Here is a 13,637-nt window from a genome sequence, read left to right as displayed (position 1 = left end):
GGAATGAAAATGCTCCCGGTCACTGAATTTCCTGTGACCGGGAGCGGGGTGCGTTAACTGCTAGCGGGGATCCACTCCGCCGTCGTTGAGCATCGGTACGTTGGTGATTTCACTCGGGATTCCGAAGCCGTCGACCAGCACATCTGCCCATGGCCCGAGGGAATCGACGATGTCGTTGATTGCCGCGCGAGTTGCCTTCAGACGACCTGCAGGCAAGATGTTCTGCTCCTGGTACCAGCCGCCGTGCTCACTGATGGTGGACAGGGCAAACAGGTCACGAACCTGCTCGAGGACCTTGCGTGCCTCGGAACCTTCCTCCAGCCGCTCCTCAGCCTCGACGAGCGCCTGGAGAGCGAGCGAATCCATACGGGCGTAGCCAGCGGCGATCATATGGTCCTGGGCCTTGTCCACAACCTCGGCAGCTGCGACGGGGTCGAGCTTACGGGCGCTTTGAATGCGACGGACCAGCGACTTCAGCAGGTTTTGGGAGCGTTCCTCCAACAAGGTGACCTGGTAGCCGGAATCGAAGAGAGAATTCTCGTCGCGCTTGGACACGCGATCAACTAGTCCCTGGATCGTGACCGATACACCAGAACGACGACGCAGCAGGTCGGAGACCTCGTCGATGCCGTAGCGCACGATATCGCGCGGGGTGAGATCTGCCATGTCACGACCGTAGGCGGTGAGCATCTCCTTCGTCACCATCTGAATCAGGACGGTGTTATCGCCCTCGAAGGTGGTGAAGATGTCAGAGTCATCCTTGAACGTGGTCAGCTTGTTCTCCGACATGTAGCCGGCACCACCGCAAGCCTCGCGGCATTCCTGGATGGTGGCCGTAGCGTGCGCCGACGAAATCACCTTCACGCCGGATGCCCAAGATTCGAGCTCGCGCTGCTGGATGCTCTGCTCCTCGGTGGGATCCATCAGATTGTAGCGGCCATTAGCGATGTTTGCGTAGTGCGCGTCAAGACGGTCGGTGACCTTGTTCTGCAGCGCCGCCAGTGCGTAGGTGCGCGATAGTGGCACGAGCAGGCGGAGGCGGTGGGAGCGGTGCTCCATCAAGGTCTTTTCCTTGCCAGGAGCGCCTTCGAATTGGCGACGACGCAGAGCGTAGCGCACCGCAATGTCGAGGCTGGTTCGAGTCGCTGCACCCGCAGCGGCGCCCACTCCGACGCGACCACGGATCAATGTGCTGAGCATGGTGAAGAAGCGACGGTTCTGAGACTCGATCGGGGAGCTGTAATTGCCGGCCTCGTCGACGTCACCGAACTTGTTCAGCAGGTTTTCGCGAGGCACTCGGACGTGATCGAACTTGAGGGTGCCGTTGTCGACACCAAGCAGGCCACCCTTGCGTCCGTTGTCGCCGATTTCCACACCTGGCAGTGGGTTGCCTGCGTCGTCGCGGATGGGGACGACAAGGCAGTGTACGCCGTGGGAATCGGTGCTGCCCGGGGTGTAGAGCTGCGCGAAGACTGCGGCGATGGTGCCGTGGCGAGCTGCATTGCCGATGTAGGACTTGCGGGCGCCATCGTTAGGAGAGTGGATAACAAACTCTTGGGTTTCAGGATCGTAGGTTGCCGAGGTTTCAATCGCCGCAACGTTGGAACCGTGGCCACGCTCGGTCATGCCGTAGCACCCCAGCAGCTCAAGGTTCATGGTCGGTTCGACGTACTTGCGGTGGCGTTCGGTGCCGAGCGCGTCAATAGCGCCGCCCCACAGGCCCCACTGAACGCCAGCCTTGACCATGGTGGACATATCCACCGAGCCAAGGGTTTCTAGCGCGACGATGGCGCGGGCGGTATTACCGTCGCCACCGTTTGCCTTAGAAAAGCTGGCGCGCTGGATATTGGTGTGCAGCAATTCGCGAATCTTTTCAACCTGCAGATCGCGCTGCTCGTCGATGGTTCCTTCGAGGTTGAGCTGCAACGTTGGTGATGCGATCGCCTCGCGCATGATGTTTCGGTCATCGGCGTATTTACCGTCGATGACGGTGCGCAGTCCGCGAACAATCGCCTCGACATCGGATTCATTTCTTGACGCCGGAAGTGTATCCGGGCGGTGTGCCTCGGGCTTGGCCTTCGGAGCATTCTTTGGCGAGTTCTTCTGCGAGGTCTTAATTTCTACCTGTGTGTGTGACATGTCGCAACCTTAGCGTGAATGTGATGTAGAACACTACTGTTTTTGGGTGAAAACGGCCTATCTTTGCTGGTTGTGGCCTTTTAGTCACCCCCAGCGGGCCGAGATTTCTTAGGCCTCGATGATCGCCGTGACGCCTTGGCCGCCTGCTGCACAGATGGAGATCAGGGTGCGTCCGCCACCGTTTTCCTTCAGTGTCTTCGCGGCGGAGGCGAGGATGCGCCCGCCGGTCGCAGCAAATGGGTGGCCGGCCGCGAGGGAGGAACCCTTTACGTTGAGCTTGGAGCGGTCGATCGAGCCAAGTGCGGAATCAAGGCCCAGTCGAGTCGTGCAGTACTCCTCGGATTCCCAAGCAGACAGGGTGGCCAGGACCTGGGACGCGAAGGCTTCGTGGATTTCATAGAAGTCGAAGTCCTGCAGCGTAAGTCCATTGCGCTCCAGCAGGCGTGGGACTGCGTAGGTCGGGGCCATCAGCAGGCCGTCATCGCCGTGGACGAAGTCGACCGCCGCGGTCTCGGAGTCGACGAGGTAGGCCCAGGGCTCGAAGTTATTGGCCGCGGCCCATTCCTCGGAGGCAAGCAATACGGCGGAGGCGCCGTCGGTCAGTGGGGTCGAGTTGCCCGCGGTCATCGTGGCCTGAGTGCCGTGCTGCTCGGCATCCTTCTTACCGAAGACCGGCTTGAGGCTAGCCAGCTTTTCCTCGCTGGTATCCGGGCGCATATTGGTATCGCGGGTGACCTTCATGAACGGCGTGATCAAATCATCGAAGAAACCTGCGTCGTAGGCAGCGGCAAGATTGCGGTGCGAAGCCACTGCGAGCGCATCCTGGTCCTCGCGGGTGACGCCGAACTCGCGCGCGGTGATCGCGGCATGCTCGCCCATAGATAAGCCGGTGCGAGGCTCGAAATTACGAGGCTGCTCCGGGGTGAGCTGCTTCGGGCGAATCGAGCCGACCAACTTCAACTGCTCTGCAGGCTTCTTTGCATTCGAGAGCTTGATGAGGGTGCGACGCAATTCATCGCCCACGGCAAGGGGGGCATCCGAGGTGGTATCGGTACCCCCGCCGATGCCTACCTCAATGCGGCCCATGGAGATGGCATCGGCGACCTGGACCGCTGCCGCAAGCCCTGTGCCACATGCCTGCTGGATATCGAAGGCCGGAGTGGTGGGTGCGAGTGCGGAGCCGAGGACGCATTCGCGAGTGAGATTGAAATCGCGGGCATGCTTCAAAACTGCGCCTGCAGCAACCATGCCCAGCTCGGTATCTTGGAGGCCATAACGTGCAACAAGGCCGTCGATGGCTGCGGTGAGCATGTCTTGGTTCGAAGCGCTTGCGTATTCATTGTTGGAACGTGCGAAGGGAATCCGGTTTCCTCCGACGATGGTAACGCGACGAGCTTGTGGGGTGTTCATGGGTTGACTCTCCCTCATGTTGAGTGCAATTATCTGTGTTACGAATCACCGTTCGTTTTCTAGTGTAGTGTAGATCACGTAAAAGTACGAAAAGGATGGTCGCAATGGCAAAACAAGGAATTCTCGAACAACTCATCAACTCTCCAGTGGGCGCCAAGCTCGGTGTTCCACAGGGGGAACCACTTCGTCGCTACGCGCCGGGTGAACCCCTCCTGGACGGACCTGTCGTCATCGGCGGACGCGGTCGCCTCCTCGCGGAACTGCCCGCATTGCTGCAGGGTGACTACCAGCTCGTCGACGCGGCGGCAGAATCCAAGCGCTCCGCGATCGTCGTGGACCTGACCGGACTCACCGCTCCCGAAGAACTGCATGAAATCTACGATTTCCTCAACCCACAGATGAAGAAGCTGCTGCCAAGTGGTCGCATCGTCGTCATCGGGCACACACCAGAGCTTCTCGACGACGCCGACGCTCGCATCGTGGCACGCTCGCTGGAGGGATTTAGTCGCTCCGTGGCCAAAGAACTCCGTCGCGGAGCAACCGCACAACTTGTCTACGTCGCACCTGACGCGACACTGGCATCCGCGGAATCCACCCTGCGCTTCTTGCTTTCCGGCAAGTCCGCTTTCGTCGACGGCCAGGTCATCCGCGTCTCGGCGATCGATGCGCCCACTCCCGAGAATTGGGAGAAGCCTTTGCAGGGGCGCCTCGCCGTGGTCACCGGTGCCGCTCGCGGTATCGGCGCCACGATCGCAGAAGTGCTCGCACGTGACGGTGCCGATGTGATCTGCGTGGATATCCCCGCTGCAGGCGAGGGTCTGGCCAATACGGCCAACAAGGTCAAGGGAACCGCCTTGCCTTTGGACGTGACCGCGGCAGATGCTGCCGATCGTCTGGCGCAGCACGCGAATGAGCGCCATGGTCGCAAGATCGACATCATCGTGCACAACGCCGGTGTCACCCGCGACAAGTTGCTGGCAAACATGAACGATGGCCAGTGGAACATGGTGCAAAACATCAACCTGGTCGCACCTGTGCGCATCACCGAGAAGCTGCTGGCCGCAGGCGAGCTGGCGGAGGGTGCCTCCGTTATCGGCGTGTCGTCGATGGCCGGTATTTCAGGAAACCGTGGCCAGACCAATTACGCCACCACCAAGGCCGGTGTTATCGGGCTCGTCGACGCACTGGCTGGCGAGCTGGCCGCGCGCGGCGGCAACATCAACGCCGTGGCTCCAGGGTTCATTGAGACGGACATGACCGCTGCAATGCCTACCGGTCCACGTGAAATCGGTCGTCGCCTCAACTCCCTGTCGCAAGGTGGCAAACCTGTCGACGTGGCAGAGACCGTTGCCTATTTCGCGGCGACCTCCTCGAAGGCTGTCAACGGCAACGTGGTGCGCGTGTGTGGCCAGAACCTGCTGGGAGCGTGATTGGGGCAATGGCACAATACACACAGCTATCGTCCATCCCCGAGCTGATGGTTATCTATCGTTCGGCCATGAAGGATATGGTGCCAGTCATTGGTACCACTCATACAGCGAAGTCCGATCCCACAACCGCCTTTGAGGTCAGTGGGGTTGAGGTGGACGAGAAGCACTTGGCGTCCTACTGTCAGGCAACCGGCCTGCGCCTGGGCAATGAACTTCCGGCGACGTACCCCTACGTTCTGACCTTCCCGCTGGTGATGAAGTTGCTCACCGCGAAGGAGTTTCCCTTCAAAGCGATCGGTGCCGTGCACATCTCCAACTCGATTACACAGTTGCGCCCTTTGACGCTCAACGATGTTTTCGACGTGCGCGTGCATGCGCAGAACCTTCGGCCGCACCGCCGGGGTCTGATCATCGACTTCATCACGGAAGTATCGGTGGCGGGTGAAGTCGTCTGGAGTCAAACTTCCACGTTCCTGGGAGGTGGCGCGAAGCTAGCCAAGGACGCGGAATCGTCGCTACGCGAACGTGCGGAAGACACCGGGCAGACCCTTGACCGCCCAGATGTGCCCGCGCGTGCCTCGAACGCTTTGCTGCGCGTGAGTGCCGAGGACATCAGTAATTATGCTGATGCATCGGGGGACAAAAACCCGATTCACGTGTCCAAGCTTGGGGCGAAGGCGTTTGGTTTCCCCTCGACGATTGCGCATGGAATGTACACTGCCGCGGTGATGCTGGGCAGCCTCGAAGGTCGCTTGCCTCAAAGCTTCACCTATACCGTTGACTTTGCCAAGCCAGTGATCCTGCCTGCCAAGGTGGCACTGTGGACCGAGCACACCGACGGCGGCTGGGAGCTCCAGGCCAGGAAGGCCTCGAAGCCTGAGACTCTGCACGCCGTGGGGCTGGTAGGACCTACCGGTGCATAAACCTCACTTTTTACTGATGGAATTCCCAGGCCAATCCCATGAGGATGGAGCAGGGCAACCACTGCTTCATTGGTAGAGTGGCTCTTCGTGACATATTCAACTGGAGCAGCACAACATAACCACGATCCCGAGGGGGTGGACCCTTCTCAGGCCTCAACTGCCGACGCAGGTGAGCAGGAGGAGAAGACCACCCCGTGGTATATCGAGATCCCCGTGGTCATCCTGCTGACGTTGGGTTTGATTTTCCTGCTGCAAACATTCGTCGGCAGGGTGTATCTCATTCCGTCCGCATCAATGGAGCCCACTTTGCATGGCTGCGAGGGGTGCACCGGCGACCGGATTTTCGTTGAGAAGGTGTCCTACTACTTCAACGATCCGGAGCCCGGCGACGTTGTCGTCTTCGAAGGCACCGATTCTTGGAACCAGGGCTTTATCTCGCAGCGCAGCCAGAACACCTTCGTGCGCGGACTCCAAGACCTGGGATCCTATGCGGGTCTTGTCGCTCCGGATGAAAATAACCTGGTCAAGCGCATTATTGCCACGGGTGGCCAAACCGTGTCGTGTCAGGCAGGCGACCCCGCGGTCATGGTCGATGGCCAGCCGATCGATCAGTCCTATGTATTGGACCCGCCGACGTACCCCGTCGACCCTGAAATTGGTTCCGTCGAGTGTGGTGGCGAATTCTTCGGCCCGATCACCGTCCCCGACGATAGCTACTACATGATGGGCGACAACCGCACGAACTCCCTGGACTCGCGCGCTCACGTCGGCGACCCATATCAGGGCGCTATCCCTGCAGAGAATATTCGCGGCAAAGTCCAGGCGATCATCTTGCCGTTTAGCCGCATTGGTGGGGTCGACGACCCAGTTATCCAGCAATAACGTGCGCAGGCTCAAGCAACTCCGCACCTACGAAGTCGCCTTATCCAAGGCCGGACTCGGCCCCATCGCGGGTATCGACGAGGCCGGTCGCGGCGCCTGCTTCGGCCCCATCACCATCGGCGCCTGCATCCTGCCGGATCGCCCCATGAAGGCCCTCGAGGGCCTGACGGATTCCAAAAAGCTCACGCCGAAGCGTCGCGACGAGCTCTTCGACGCCGTCACCGACACTGCCGTGAGCTTTTCCGTCGTGCATATCTCCGCACAGCTTATCGACGAGCGCGGCATCCACACCGCCAACCTCGATGGGGCGCGCAAGGCGATTGCACTTTTAGACACCCAACCCGGCTACGTGCTCGTCGACGCTTTCCGCGTGCCGGGGCTGAGCTCTCCTCAATTACCCATCATTGGCGGGGATTACACCGCACGGTGCATCGCCGCGGCTAGCATTTTAGCCAAGGTCAGTCGCGACAGACTGATCATCGAACTTGCGGCGGACTATCCCGACTATGGCTTGGAAAAGCACAAGGGCTACGGGACAAAGGACCACATGGATGCGGTGCGTCGTAACGGTGCAACACCTCTGCATCGCTACACTTATTCAAACGTGGCTGCAGCCAATGCGGAATTTCAAAGGAGTACGAACACACCATGAGCGCTGAGGAACTAGACAACTACGAAGCAGAGGTTGAGCTGTCCCTGTATCGCGAATATCGCGATGTTGTGAGCCAGTTTTCGTACATTGTCGAAACTGAGCGCCGCTTCTACCTTGCCAACGCCGTGGAGCTTATTCCACATACCGAAGGCAAGGATGTCTATTACGAGGTACGCATGTCCGACGCGTGGGTCTGGGACATGTACCGCAACGTGCGATTCGTCCGCTACGTGCGAGTTATCACTTACAAGGACGTCAATATCGAAGAGCTCGACAAGCCCGATCTTGTCTTCCCCGAGAAGTAGGTACAGGTAGGCGCAACCCCCGAAATGTGGTTTTCCACAATTTTCGGGCATCTCTAACGCGGCAGTGTTCCGCGTGCACTCCATCCCCCAAGCTAGATGTAACTAGAACGCATCTACTTGGGGGAATACTTTATGCAGGAATCAGCAACGCGCCAGGCGCTGGGGAAACGTGGCGAACACGTTGCGGCAGAATTCTACGCACGCCGTGGCGCAACAATTCTGGCCAGAAACATCCACTATCCCGTTGGCGAACTCGACCTCATCGTGCGCGAACCCAATGGCACAGTCGTATTCGTTGAGGTCAAGACGCGCTCCAGTGGCGCCTACGGGAATGCCGAATCCGTCACACGCAGCAAGCTGGCAAAGATGCGCAAGGCCGCCGCGCGGTGGTTACTTGATCGGCCCTATTCCTTAGTCCGCTTCGACGTCATCGCGCTGACCGCGACCGGAGACGAGTTCGCGCTCGATCTCTTCGAGGGGGTCGAAGATGGCGCTTGCTAGTACGTCGGCTGCCACCGTCGAAGGCGTCGTCGCTTTCCCCGTCACCGTTGAAGCCAACGTCGGTCCTGGCTTGCCGGGCATGTATATCGTCGGTCTCGGCGACGCCACCGTCAGGGAATCACGCGACCGGATCAAAACCGCCATTGCGAATTCTCGTCTGCCATGGCCGAAAACAAAGATCATGGTCTCTTTATCGCCGGCACATCTGCCTAAATCCGGTTCGCATTTCGATCTGCCCGTCGCACTCGCGGTACTGGGCTCGCTTCATCCGGGTGCAGCCCACAGACTAGAAACAACCTTGTTGGCCGGAGAGCTCGGCCTCGACGGCAGCTTGCGGCCCGTCGATGGCATCCTGCCCATAGTTGCGTCAGCGTCGGCCGACCCGGAACGGACCATCATTATCCCAGCAGGTAATGCAGCGGAGGCCGCGCTAGTGGGGCAGCGCAATATTCTCGTCGCCCGTTCGCTCAACGATGTGTGGAACTGGGCCATCGGGAATGAGCAGTTACCGGCGGCCACCGACTTTGGCCATTTCGAGGAGGTGGATAGAGGTGGGCCAGATTTTGCCGATATCGCCGGCCAATCCGAGGTCAAAAAGGCACTCGAGGTGGCAGCGGCTGGTGCGCACCACGTGCTTATGGTGGGTCCTCCGGGTTCCGGAAAGTCGATGCTGGCGCAGCGTATCCCGTCGATCCTCCCGCCCTTGACACCCCAGGAGATTGTTGAGGCCACCGCCGTTCACTCAGTCTCCGGGCGCGAAACACATGCCGTGATCCGGCGTGCCCCCTATATTGCGCCCCACCCGGCATTGACGCGCGCTGCTCTTATCGGCGGCGGATCAGGGCGAGCACGGCCTGGGGCCGTGAGCCTTGCTCATCGCGGGGTTTTATTCCTTGATGAGGTCAGTGAGGTTCCCGCGGCGGTACTCGACAATTTAAGAACTCCGTTGGAAGAAGGATGCGTACGTCTCTCCCGGGCCCGCCGAGAAGTGCAATTTCCGGCCCGCTTCCAACTCATCATGGCCGCGAATCCCTGCCGTTGCGGAGCAGAAGATGCACTCCGGTGCCGGTGTAGTTCCAGGGAGAAGCGCGGACATTTGAGTAACGTGTCTGGACCACTGCGCGACCGGATCGATATCACTGTGGCAACTCGGGCATCAGGGGCGGTGATTGCAGATGACACGACTGAAACCTCAGCCACGATTGCCCACCGCGTCGAGGAGGCGCGCGATCGAGCCCGCGCTAGGTGGTCGCGCGCAGGGTTGAACATGCAAACTAATTCGGAGGTCGAGGCACCGTATCTACGTCGGCACTACCCAGCCGACGACGCTGGGATGGCCTTGCTCGGCGCCTACCTGGCGCAGGGAGATCTTTCACAACGGGGAGTCGATCGCGCCATCAAATTGGCGTGGACACTCTGCGATCTCGAGGGCGGTACGCGCCCGAACCTTGACCATGTCGCGTCTGCACTGGATTTGCGAACGACCGTGAACGCGGGGCGAGTGGAATGAAGAGTACTGAAGCCTGGGGCTATCTCAATACCGTTCTCGACGGACCTTCTCCAGCATTACAGCAAGCGTTGCGGGCAGGGCGTAGCCCAGAGGAAGTGGCACATGGAATCCAGGTCCGCGCCAGTTGGTTAGGCGCCTTAGCCCAAGAAACGGAGCGACGCTTAAACGTCAGCGTGCAGAAAATTGTCGAGCAGGCAGCGCAGTCGGGGTTTCACCTCATCCATCCAGATTCTCCGTACTGGCCCGCCGAGGTCCTAGGGCAAGCGTTCTTTCACGCGGAGCACTCTGCCGATGTCTCATCTCATACCGACCCCCGCGAGCTCACCGCCCCACATGGCTTGTGGATCCGCGGCAATCAGGACCTGAAATCTCTCACGGCACGTGCGGTGGGCATCGTCGGCACGCGAGCAGCCACCCAGTACGGCTTCGAGACCACCCAACAAATCTGCACTGATCTCGCGCGACATCACTACACAATCTTTTCGGGTGGAGCACTCGGAATCGACACCTATGCACACCGCACGGCGCTGGAATGCAACACTCCGACCGTCGCCGTCATGGCCTCCGGCCCCGGATTTGTGTATCCGCTGCGCAATAAGGACCTATTTGATCGCATCGTGGATAGTGGCGGGGCGTTGATCACCGAATACGCACCCGGGACACCAGCGGAACGGTTCCGTTTCCTAGTGCGCAATCGCCTCGTCGCCGCCCTGACTCAAGGCACGGTCGTTGTCGAAGCGCCGTATCGGTCAGGTGCGCTAAACACCATGAAGCGTGTCGACGATTTCGGGCGCTTGCCCATGGCCGTGCCCGGTCCGATCAGTGGCGGAGCGTCGAATGGCAGCAATAGTTTGATCAAACAACAACGAGCGATCGCCATCGTCGATATCCGCGAAGTACACGGACATCTTTCCCGAATCGGGGAAGTAGATGTCGACGCCCAGCTAGAACTCGAATTCGCGCCGACTCCGATTCAGGAGCTTTCGCGCAACGAGCTGCGTGTCTACGACGTCTTGCCACGAGACGACCAAGGGGGAATCACCGCGGAGGAAGTGGCCGCCGCGGCAGGCCTGAGCGTGGCGCTGACCGTGCATCTCCTTGTGGACTTAGCCAAGCGATCCCTGGTTGTGCGAGAAGGAACCGCCTGGGCGAAGCTTCCTGGGCCGCCACCCGGGATCGAACAAGGCTGAGCCGAAGAGGAGTGGTGCGACGCTATACTCGTGAGGTGTGAGTGAAAGAGAGAAGGAACGCGAAGCAGGCCGCGAGGTTACCCAAGTCGGTGCTGCCATCGATGACTTCGCCGACTACCTCAGCCTCGTGAAAGGTCGCTCAGCCGCCACCGTGCGAGGATATAGATCGGATCTGGCAACGTTGACCGAGTTCGCACCGACGTTTCGCTCATTCACGATTGTGACTTTGCGCTCCTGGCTGGCCAACGGGGTGGACCAGGGGTTGGCGCGAACGAGCCTCGCCCGCAGAACTGCCGCTGCGCGAGCGTTTTCCACGTGGGCCTATAACCACGAATACCTTGCCTCCGATGTGGCCGCGCGACTGAAAACCCCCAAGATCAACCGAAAGTTACCCCAGGTGCTCAGCACCGAGCGAGCCGCGGAACTAGTGACGCAGCCTCGAGCCAATGCGGACAACCCAACGGGACCCGAAGCAGTGCGCGATCAGGCGATGCTTGAACTGCTCTACGCCACCGGAATCCGCGTTTCTGAGCTAACCAATCTCGATGTTGGTGACCTCGACCTCGACCGGATGCAAGCGCGTGTGACCGGTAAGGGAAATAAGCAACGTGTCGTCCCCTTCGGAAAGCAGGCGCGACTTGCGCTGAACGCGTGGCTCAACCACGGTCGCGATGAGATCGCCGGAGACACTCCAGCCTTGTTTGTCGGAGTCCGGGGTAACCGGATCGATCCCCGGCAGGTCCGGCGCATCGTCGAGCGCGCCGGGCAGGAGACTGACGTGCCTCATCTCACCCCGCACGGGCTGCGCCACTCTGCTGCCACGCACCTGCTTGAAGGTGGGGCAGATCTTCGCCTCGTCCAGGAGCTTCTCGGTCACTCGTCCATGCAGACGACCCAGATTTATACCCACGTCTCGGCGCAACGGCTCAAGGACGTCTTCGCCCAGGCGCACCCGCGTGCCTGAGTACTGTCCACGGGCTTGAGCCGAATCGTGGGGCGATCAAGCAGTGTGAGGGGATTGATGTACTCGTCGGGGCCGGTCCGAGCACCCCAGTGCAGCCCCTCATGGTCGTCGAATGGATGCCCCAAACGCCCAATCAGCTCGCCTTCGCGGACGGCATCTCCCGCTGAAACACGGGCATGGACAGGTTGATAAGTGGTACGGATGCCATCGGCGTGATCGATAGAAACTGTCGGAGTGCCAAACACAACGCCGACGAAAGCGACTGTGCCGGACTCCGCGGCCCGCACATCACCGCCAATGGGGAGTGCTAAATCCACGCCACGGTGGCCTGGCAGCCAATTCTTTTCCGGTATCTGCGCACCTCGCAGCACACGAGTCGCCTGCGAATCCCCGGTGGTCGGGTCGACATAAGCAAAGGCACGCCCCGCGGGGAAGGCAGAAGAAACTACCACACAAAATACGAGAAGAAGGACGGTCAAAGGGGAGAGAGCAGCTCGTCGTAAAGCCATATATGCGATCTTGGCCGAACAATGGACCTTGCACCGAGCGAGCCATCAAAGCCTGTGGATAACCAGATGGCTGTGGATAGCTTGGCGCGCCCGTTTGGCGAGAACGTAGTTCACGGTTTAAGATTGGGCGCAGCAGTGTGTCCATTTGCGTCAGCTTGTGAACTACTGACTACGCGCGACGAAATACTAAGCATGAGCTTGGCTGTCGTTATCAACATCGGTCCCAGCTTCCTTTGATGGAAAATGGGCGTTGGTGCGGCTCGTTGCCAGGGTGCGGGATAAAAACCCACACAACATTTTGTAACCGAACTAACTATTACTCCTAAGGAGAGCTTCCCATGGCAGTTGTAACCATGCGCGAACTCCTCGACGCTGGTGTGCACTTTGGCCACCAGACCCGTCGCTGGAACCCGAAGATGCGTCGCTTCATCTTCACCGACCGTAACGGCATCTACATCATCGACCTGCAGCAGACGCTAACCTTCATCGATGAGGCATACGAATTCGTGAAGGAAACCGTCGCTCACGGCGGCTCCATCCTGTTCGTTGGCACCAAGAAGCAGGCTCAGGAAGCAGTTCAGGAAGAAGCTGAGCGCGTTGGCATGCCTTACGTCAACCACCGTTGGCTCGGCGGCATGTTGACCAACTTCCAGACCGTTTCCAAGCGTCTGCACCGCATGAAGGAACTGCAGGCAATGGACGCAGCCGAGGACGGCTACGCAGGTCGCGGCAAGAAGGAAATCCTGATGCTGACCCGCGAGCGCACCAAGCTTGAGCGCGTTCTTGGCGGCATCTCCGAGATGACCAAGGCACCTTCCGCACTGTGGATCGTGGACACCAACAAGGAGCACATCGCTGTTGCTGAGGCACACAAGCTGCGCATCCCTGTTGTGGCTATCCTCGACACCAACTGTGATCCGGATGAAGTTGACTTCCCAATCCCGGGCAACGACGACGCAATTCGTTCCACCAAGATCCTGACCCACATCATCGGTGAGGCAATCATCGCAGGTAAGCAGTCCCGCGAAGAGCGTGCACTCGCAGCTTCCCGCGAAGCTGCAGGCGACACCGACGAGAAGGCAGCTCAGGACGCAGAGGCAGCAGCTGCTGCTTCCGCTGACCAGGCGGCAGAAGCACCAGCCGAGGCTGAAGCTCAGGCTGAGGCTCCAGCACAGACTGAGTCCGAAAACGCTTAGTCGCTGCTCAACACGGCATCTACCCC

General features: G+C 59.8%; 13 protein-coding genes. 10 read left to right on the top strand and 3 right to left on the bottom strand.

Features of this window, described 5'->3' with window-relative positions:
• Positions 1–60: 60 nt before the first annotated feature.
• Both A37O_RS0113605 and A37O_RS0113600 read right to left on the bottom strand, forming a co-directional pair.
• A complete protein-coding gene (locus tag A37O_RS0113605; RefSeq protein ID WP_018298062.1) occupies positions 61–2,139 on the bottom strand; it encodes an acyl-CoA dehydrogenase family protein in 2,079 nt (692 codons plus the stop codon).
• A gap of 108 nt (positions 2,140–2,247) precedes the next feature.
• Positions 2,248–3,549 carry an acetyl-CoA C-acetyltransferase gene (locus tag A37O_RS0113600; RefSeq protein ID WP_018298061.1) on the bottom strand — a complete coding sequence of 434 codons (1,302 nt, stop codon included), beginning with the start codon at positions 3,547–3,549 and terminating at the stop codon, positions 2,248–2,250.
• 104 nt (positions 3,550–3,653) lie between these two features.
• On the opposite strand from A37O_RS0113600, the gene A37O_RS0113595 reads away from it, so the two are divergent.
• The 9 genes from A37O_RS0113595 to A37O_RS0113555 all read left to right on the top strand — a co-directional run bounded on the left by A37O_RS0113595 (position 3,654) and on the right by A37O_RS0113555 (position 11,906).
• A complete protein-coding gene (locus A37O_RS0113595) occupies positions 3,654–4,979 on the top strand; it encodes a 3-oxoacyl-ACP reductase (RefSeq protein WP_018298060.1) in 1,326 nt (441 codons plus the stop codon).
• Positions 4,980–4,987: 8 nt separating this feature from the next.
• Positions 4,988–5,902 carry a MaoC family dehydratase gene (locus tag A37O_RS0113590; RefSeq protein ID WP_018298059.1) on the top strand — a complete coding sequence of 305 codons (915 nt, stop codon included), beginning with the start codon at positions 4,988–4,990 and terminating at the stop codon, positions 5,900–5,902.
• A 135-nt stretch (positions 5,903–6,037) separates the two neighbouring features.
• A complete protein-coding gene (gene lepB / locus A37O_RS0113585) occupies positions 6,038–6,784 on the top strand; it encodes a signal peptidase I (protein ID WP_018298058.1) in 747 nt (248 codons plus the stop codon).
• A gap of 1 nt (position 6,785) precedes the next feature.
• The gene (locus tag A37O_RS0113580) at positions 6,786–7,436 is read left to right on the top strand and encodes a ribonuclease HII (protein WP_018298057.1); all 651 of its coding nucleotides are present in this window, start codon (positions 6,786–6,788) and stop codon (positions 7,434–7,436) included.
• Complete coding sequence (locus A37O_RS0113575) at positions 7,433–7,741, top strand: DUF2469 domain-containing protein (protein ID WP_018298056.1); 309 nt, start codon at positions 7,433–7,435, stop codon at positions 7,739–7,741. The genes A37O_RS0113580 and A37O_RS0113575 overlap by 4 nt, the downstream gene beginning before the upstream one ends.
• Before the next feature lie 132 nt (positions 7,742–7,873).
• Entirely contained in the window at positions 7,874–8,242 is a 369-nt protein-coding gene (locus A37O_RS0113570; RefSeq protein WP_018298055.1) for a YraN family protein, read from the top strand.
• Complete coding sequence (locus tag A37O_RS0113565) at positions 8,229–9,752, top strand: YifB family Mg chelatase-like AAA ATPase (protein ID WP_018298054.1); 1,524 nt, start codon at positions 8,229–8,231, stop codon at positions 9,750–9,752. Before A37O_RS0113570 ends, A37O_RS0113565 begins: the two co-directional genes overlap by 14 nt.
• A complete protein-coding gene (locus tag A37O_RS0113560; protein ID WP_033378248.1) occupies positions 9,749–10,942 on the top strand; it encodes a DNA-processing protein DprA in 1,194 nt (397 codons plus the stop codon). Before A37O_RS0113565 ends, A37O_RS0113560 begins: the two co-directional genes overlap by 4 nt.
• A 37-nt stretch (positions 10,943–10,979) precedes the next feature.
• Entirely contained in the window at positions 10,980–11,906 is a 927-nt protein-coding gene (locus A37O_RS0113555) for a tyrosine recombinase XerC (RefSeq protein WP_018298052.1), read from the top strand.
• Here A37O_RS0113555 and A37O_RS16310 read toward each other — a convergent pair.
• Positions 11,843–12,415 (bottom strand): M23 family metallopeptidase, encoded by a 573-nt coding sequence (locus A37O_RS16310; protein ID WP_083912665.1) that lies wholly within the window; start codon positions 12,413–12,415, stop codon positions 11,843–11,845. The two genes, A37O_RS0113555 and A37O_RS16310, sit on opposite strands and share 64 nt — an antisense overlap.
• Positions 12,416–12,753: 338 nt before the next feature.
• Between A37O_RS16310 and rpsB the strand changes: the two genes are divergently transcribed.
• Positions 12,754–13,611 carry a 30S ribosomal protein S2 gene (rpsB, locus tag A37O_RS0113550; protein WP_018298051.1) on the top strand — a complete coding sequence of 286 codons (858 nt, stop codon included), beginning with the start codon at positions 12,754–12,756 and terminating at the stop codon, positions 13,609–13,611.
• Positions 13,612–13,637 lie beyond the last annotated feature (26 nt).

Origin of the sequence: Corynebacterium lubricantis DSM 45231 (genome assembly GCF_000379425.1) — a bacterium.
Classification (GTDB): domain Bacteria; phylum Actinomycetota; class Actinomycetes; order Mycobacteriales; family Mycobacteriaceae; genus Corynebacterium; species Corynebacterium lubricantis.
Note: the sequence above shows the minus strand (reverse complement) of the source record. Positions and strands in the feature narration are given on the sequence as shown.

Excerpts from the sequence above, each read along its gene's own strand:
- A37O_RS16310 (WP_083912665.1), bottom strand. The coding sequence starts at position 12,415 with ATGGCTTTACGACGAGCTGCTCTCTCCCCTTTGACCGTCCTTCTTCTC.
- A37O_RS0113565 (WP_018298054.1), top strand. The coding sequence starts at position 8,229 with ATGGCGCTTGCTAGTACGTCGGCTGCCACCGTCGAAGGCGTCGTCGCT.
- rpsB (WP_018298051.1), top strand. The coding sequence starts at position 12,754 with ATGGCAGTTGTAACCATGCGCGAACTCCTCGACGCTGGTGTGCACTTT.
- A37O_RS0113560 (WP_033378248.1), top strand. The coding sequence starts at position 9,749 with ATGAAGAGTACTGAAGCCTGGGGCTATCTCAATACCGTTCTCGACGGA.
- A37O_RS0113595 (WP_018298060.1), top strand. The coding sequence starts at position 3,654 with ATGGCAAAACAAGGAATTCTCGAACAACTCATCAACTCTCCAGTGGGC.
- A37O_RS0113590 (WP_018298059.1), top strand. The coding sequence starts at position 4,988 with ATGGCACAATACACACAGCTATCGTCCATCCCCGAGCTGATGGTTATC.
- A37O_RS0113600 (WP_018298061.1), bottom strand. The coding sequence starts at position 3,549 with ATGAACACCCCACAAGCTCGTCGCGTTACCATCGTCGGAGGAAACCGG.
- A37O_RS0113575 (WP_018298056.1), top strand. The coding sequence starts at position 7,433 with ATGAGCGCTGAGGAACTAGACAACTACGAAGCAGAGGTTGAGCTGTCC.
- A37O_RS0113570 (WP_018298055.1), top strand. The coding sequence starts at position 7,874 with ATGCAGGAATCAGCAACGCGCCAGGCGCTGGGGAAACGTGGCGAACAC.
- A37O_RS0113605 (WP_018298062.1), bottom strand. The coding sequence starts at position 2,139 with ATGTCACACACACAGGTAGAAATTAAGACCTCGCAGAAGAACTCGCCA.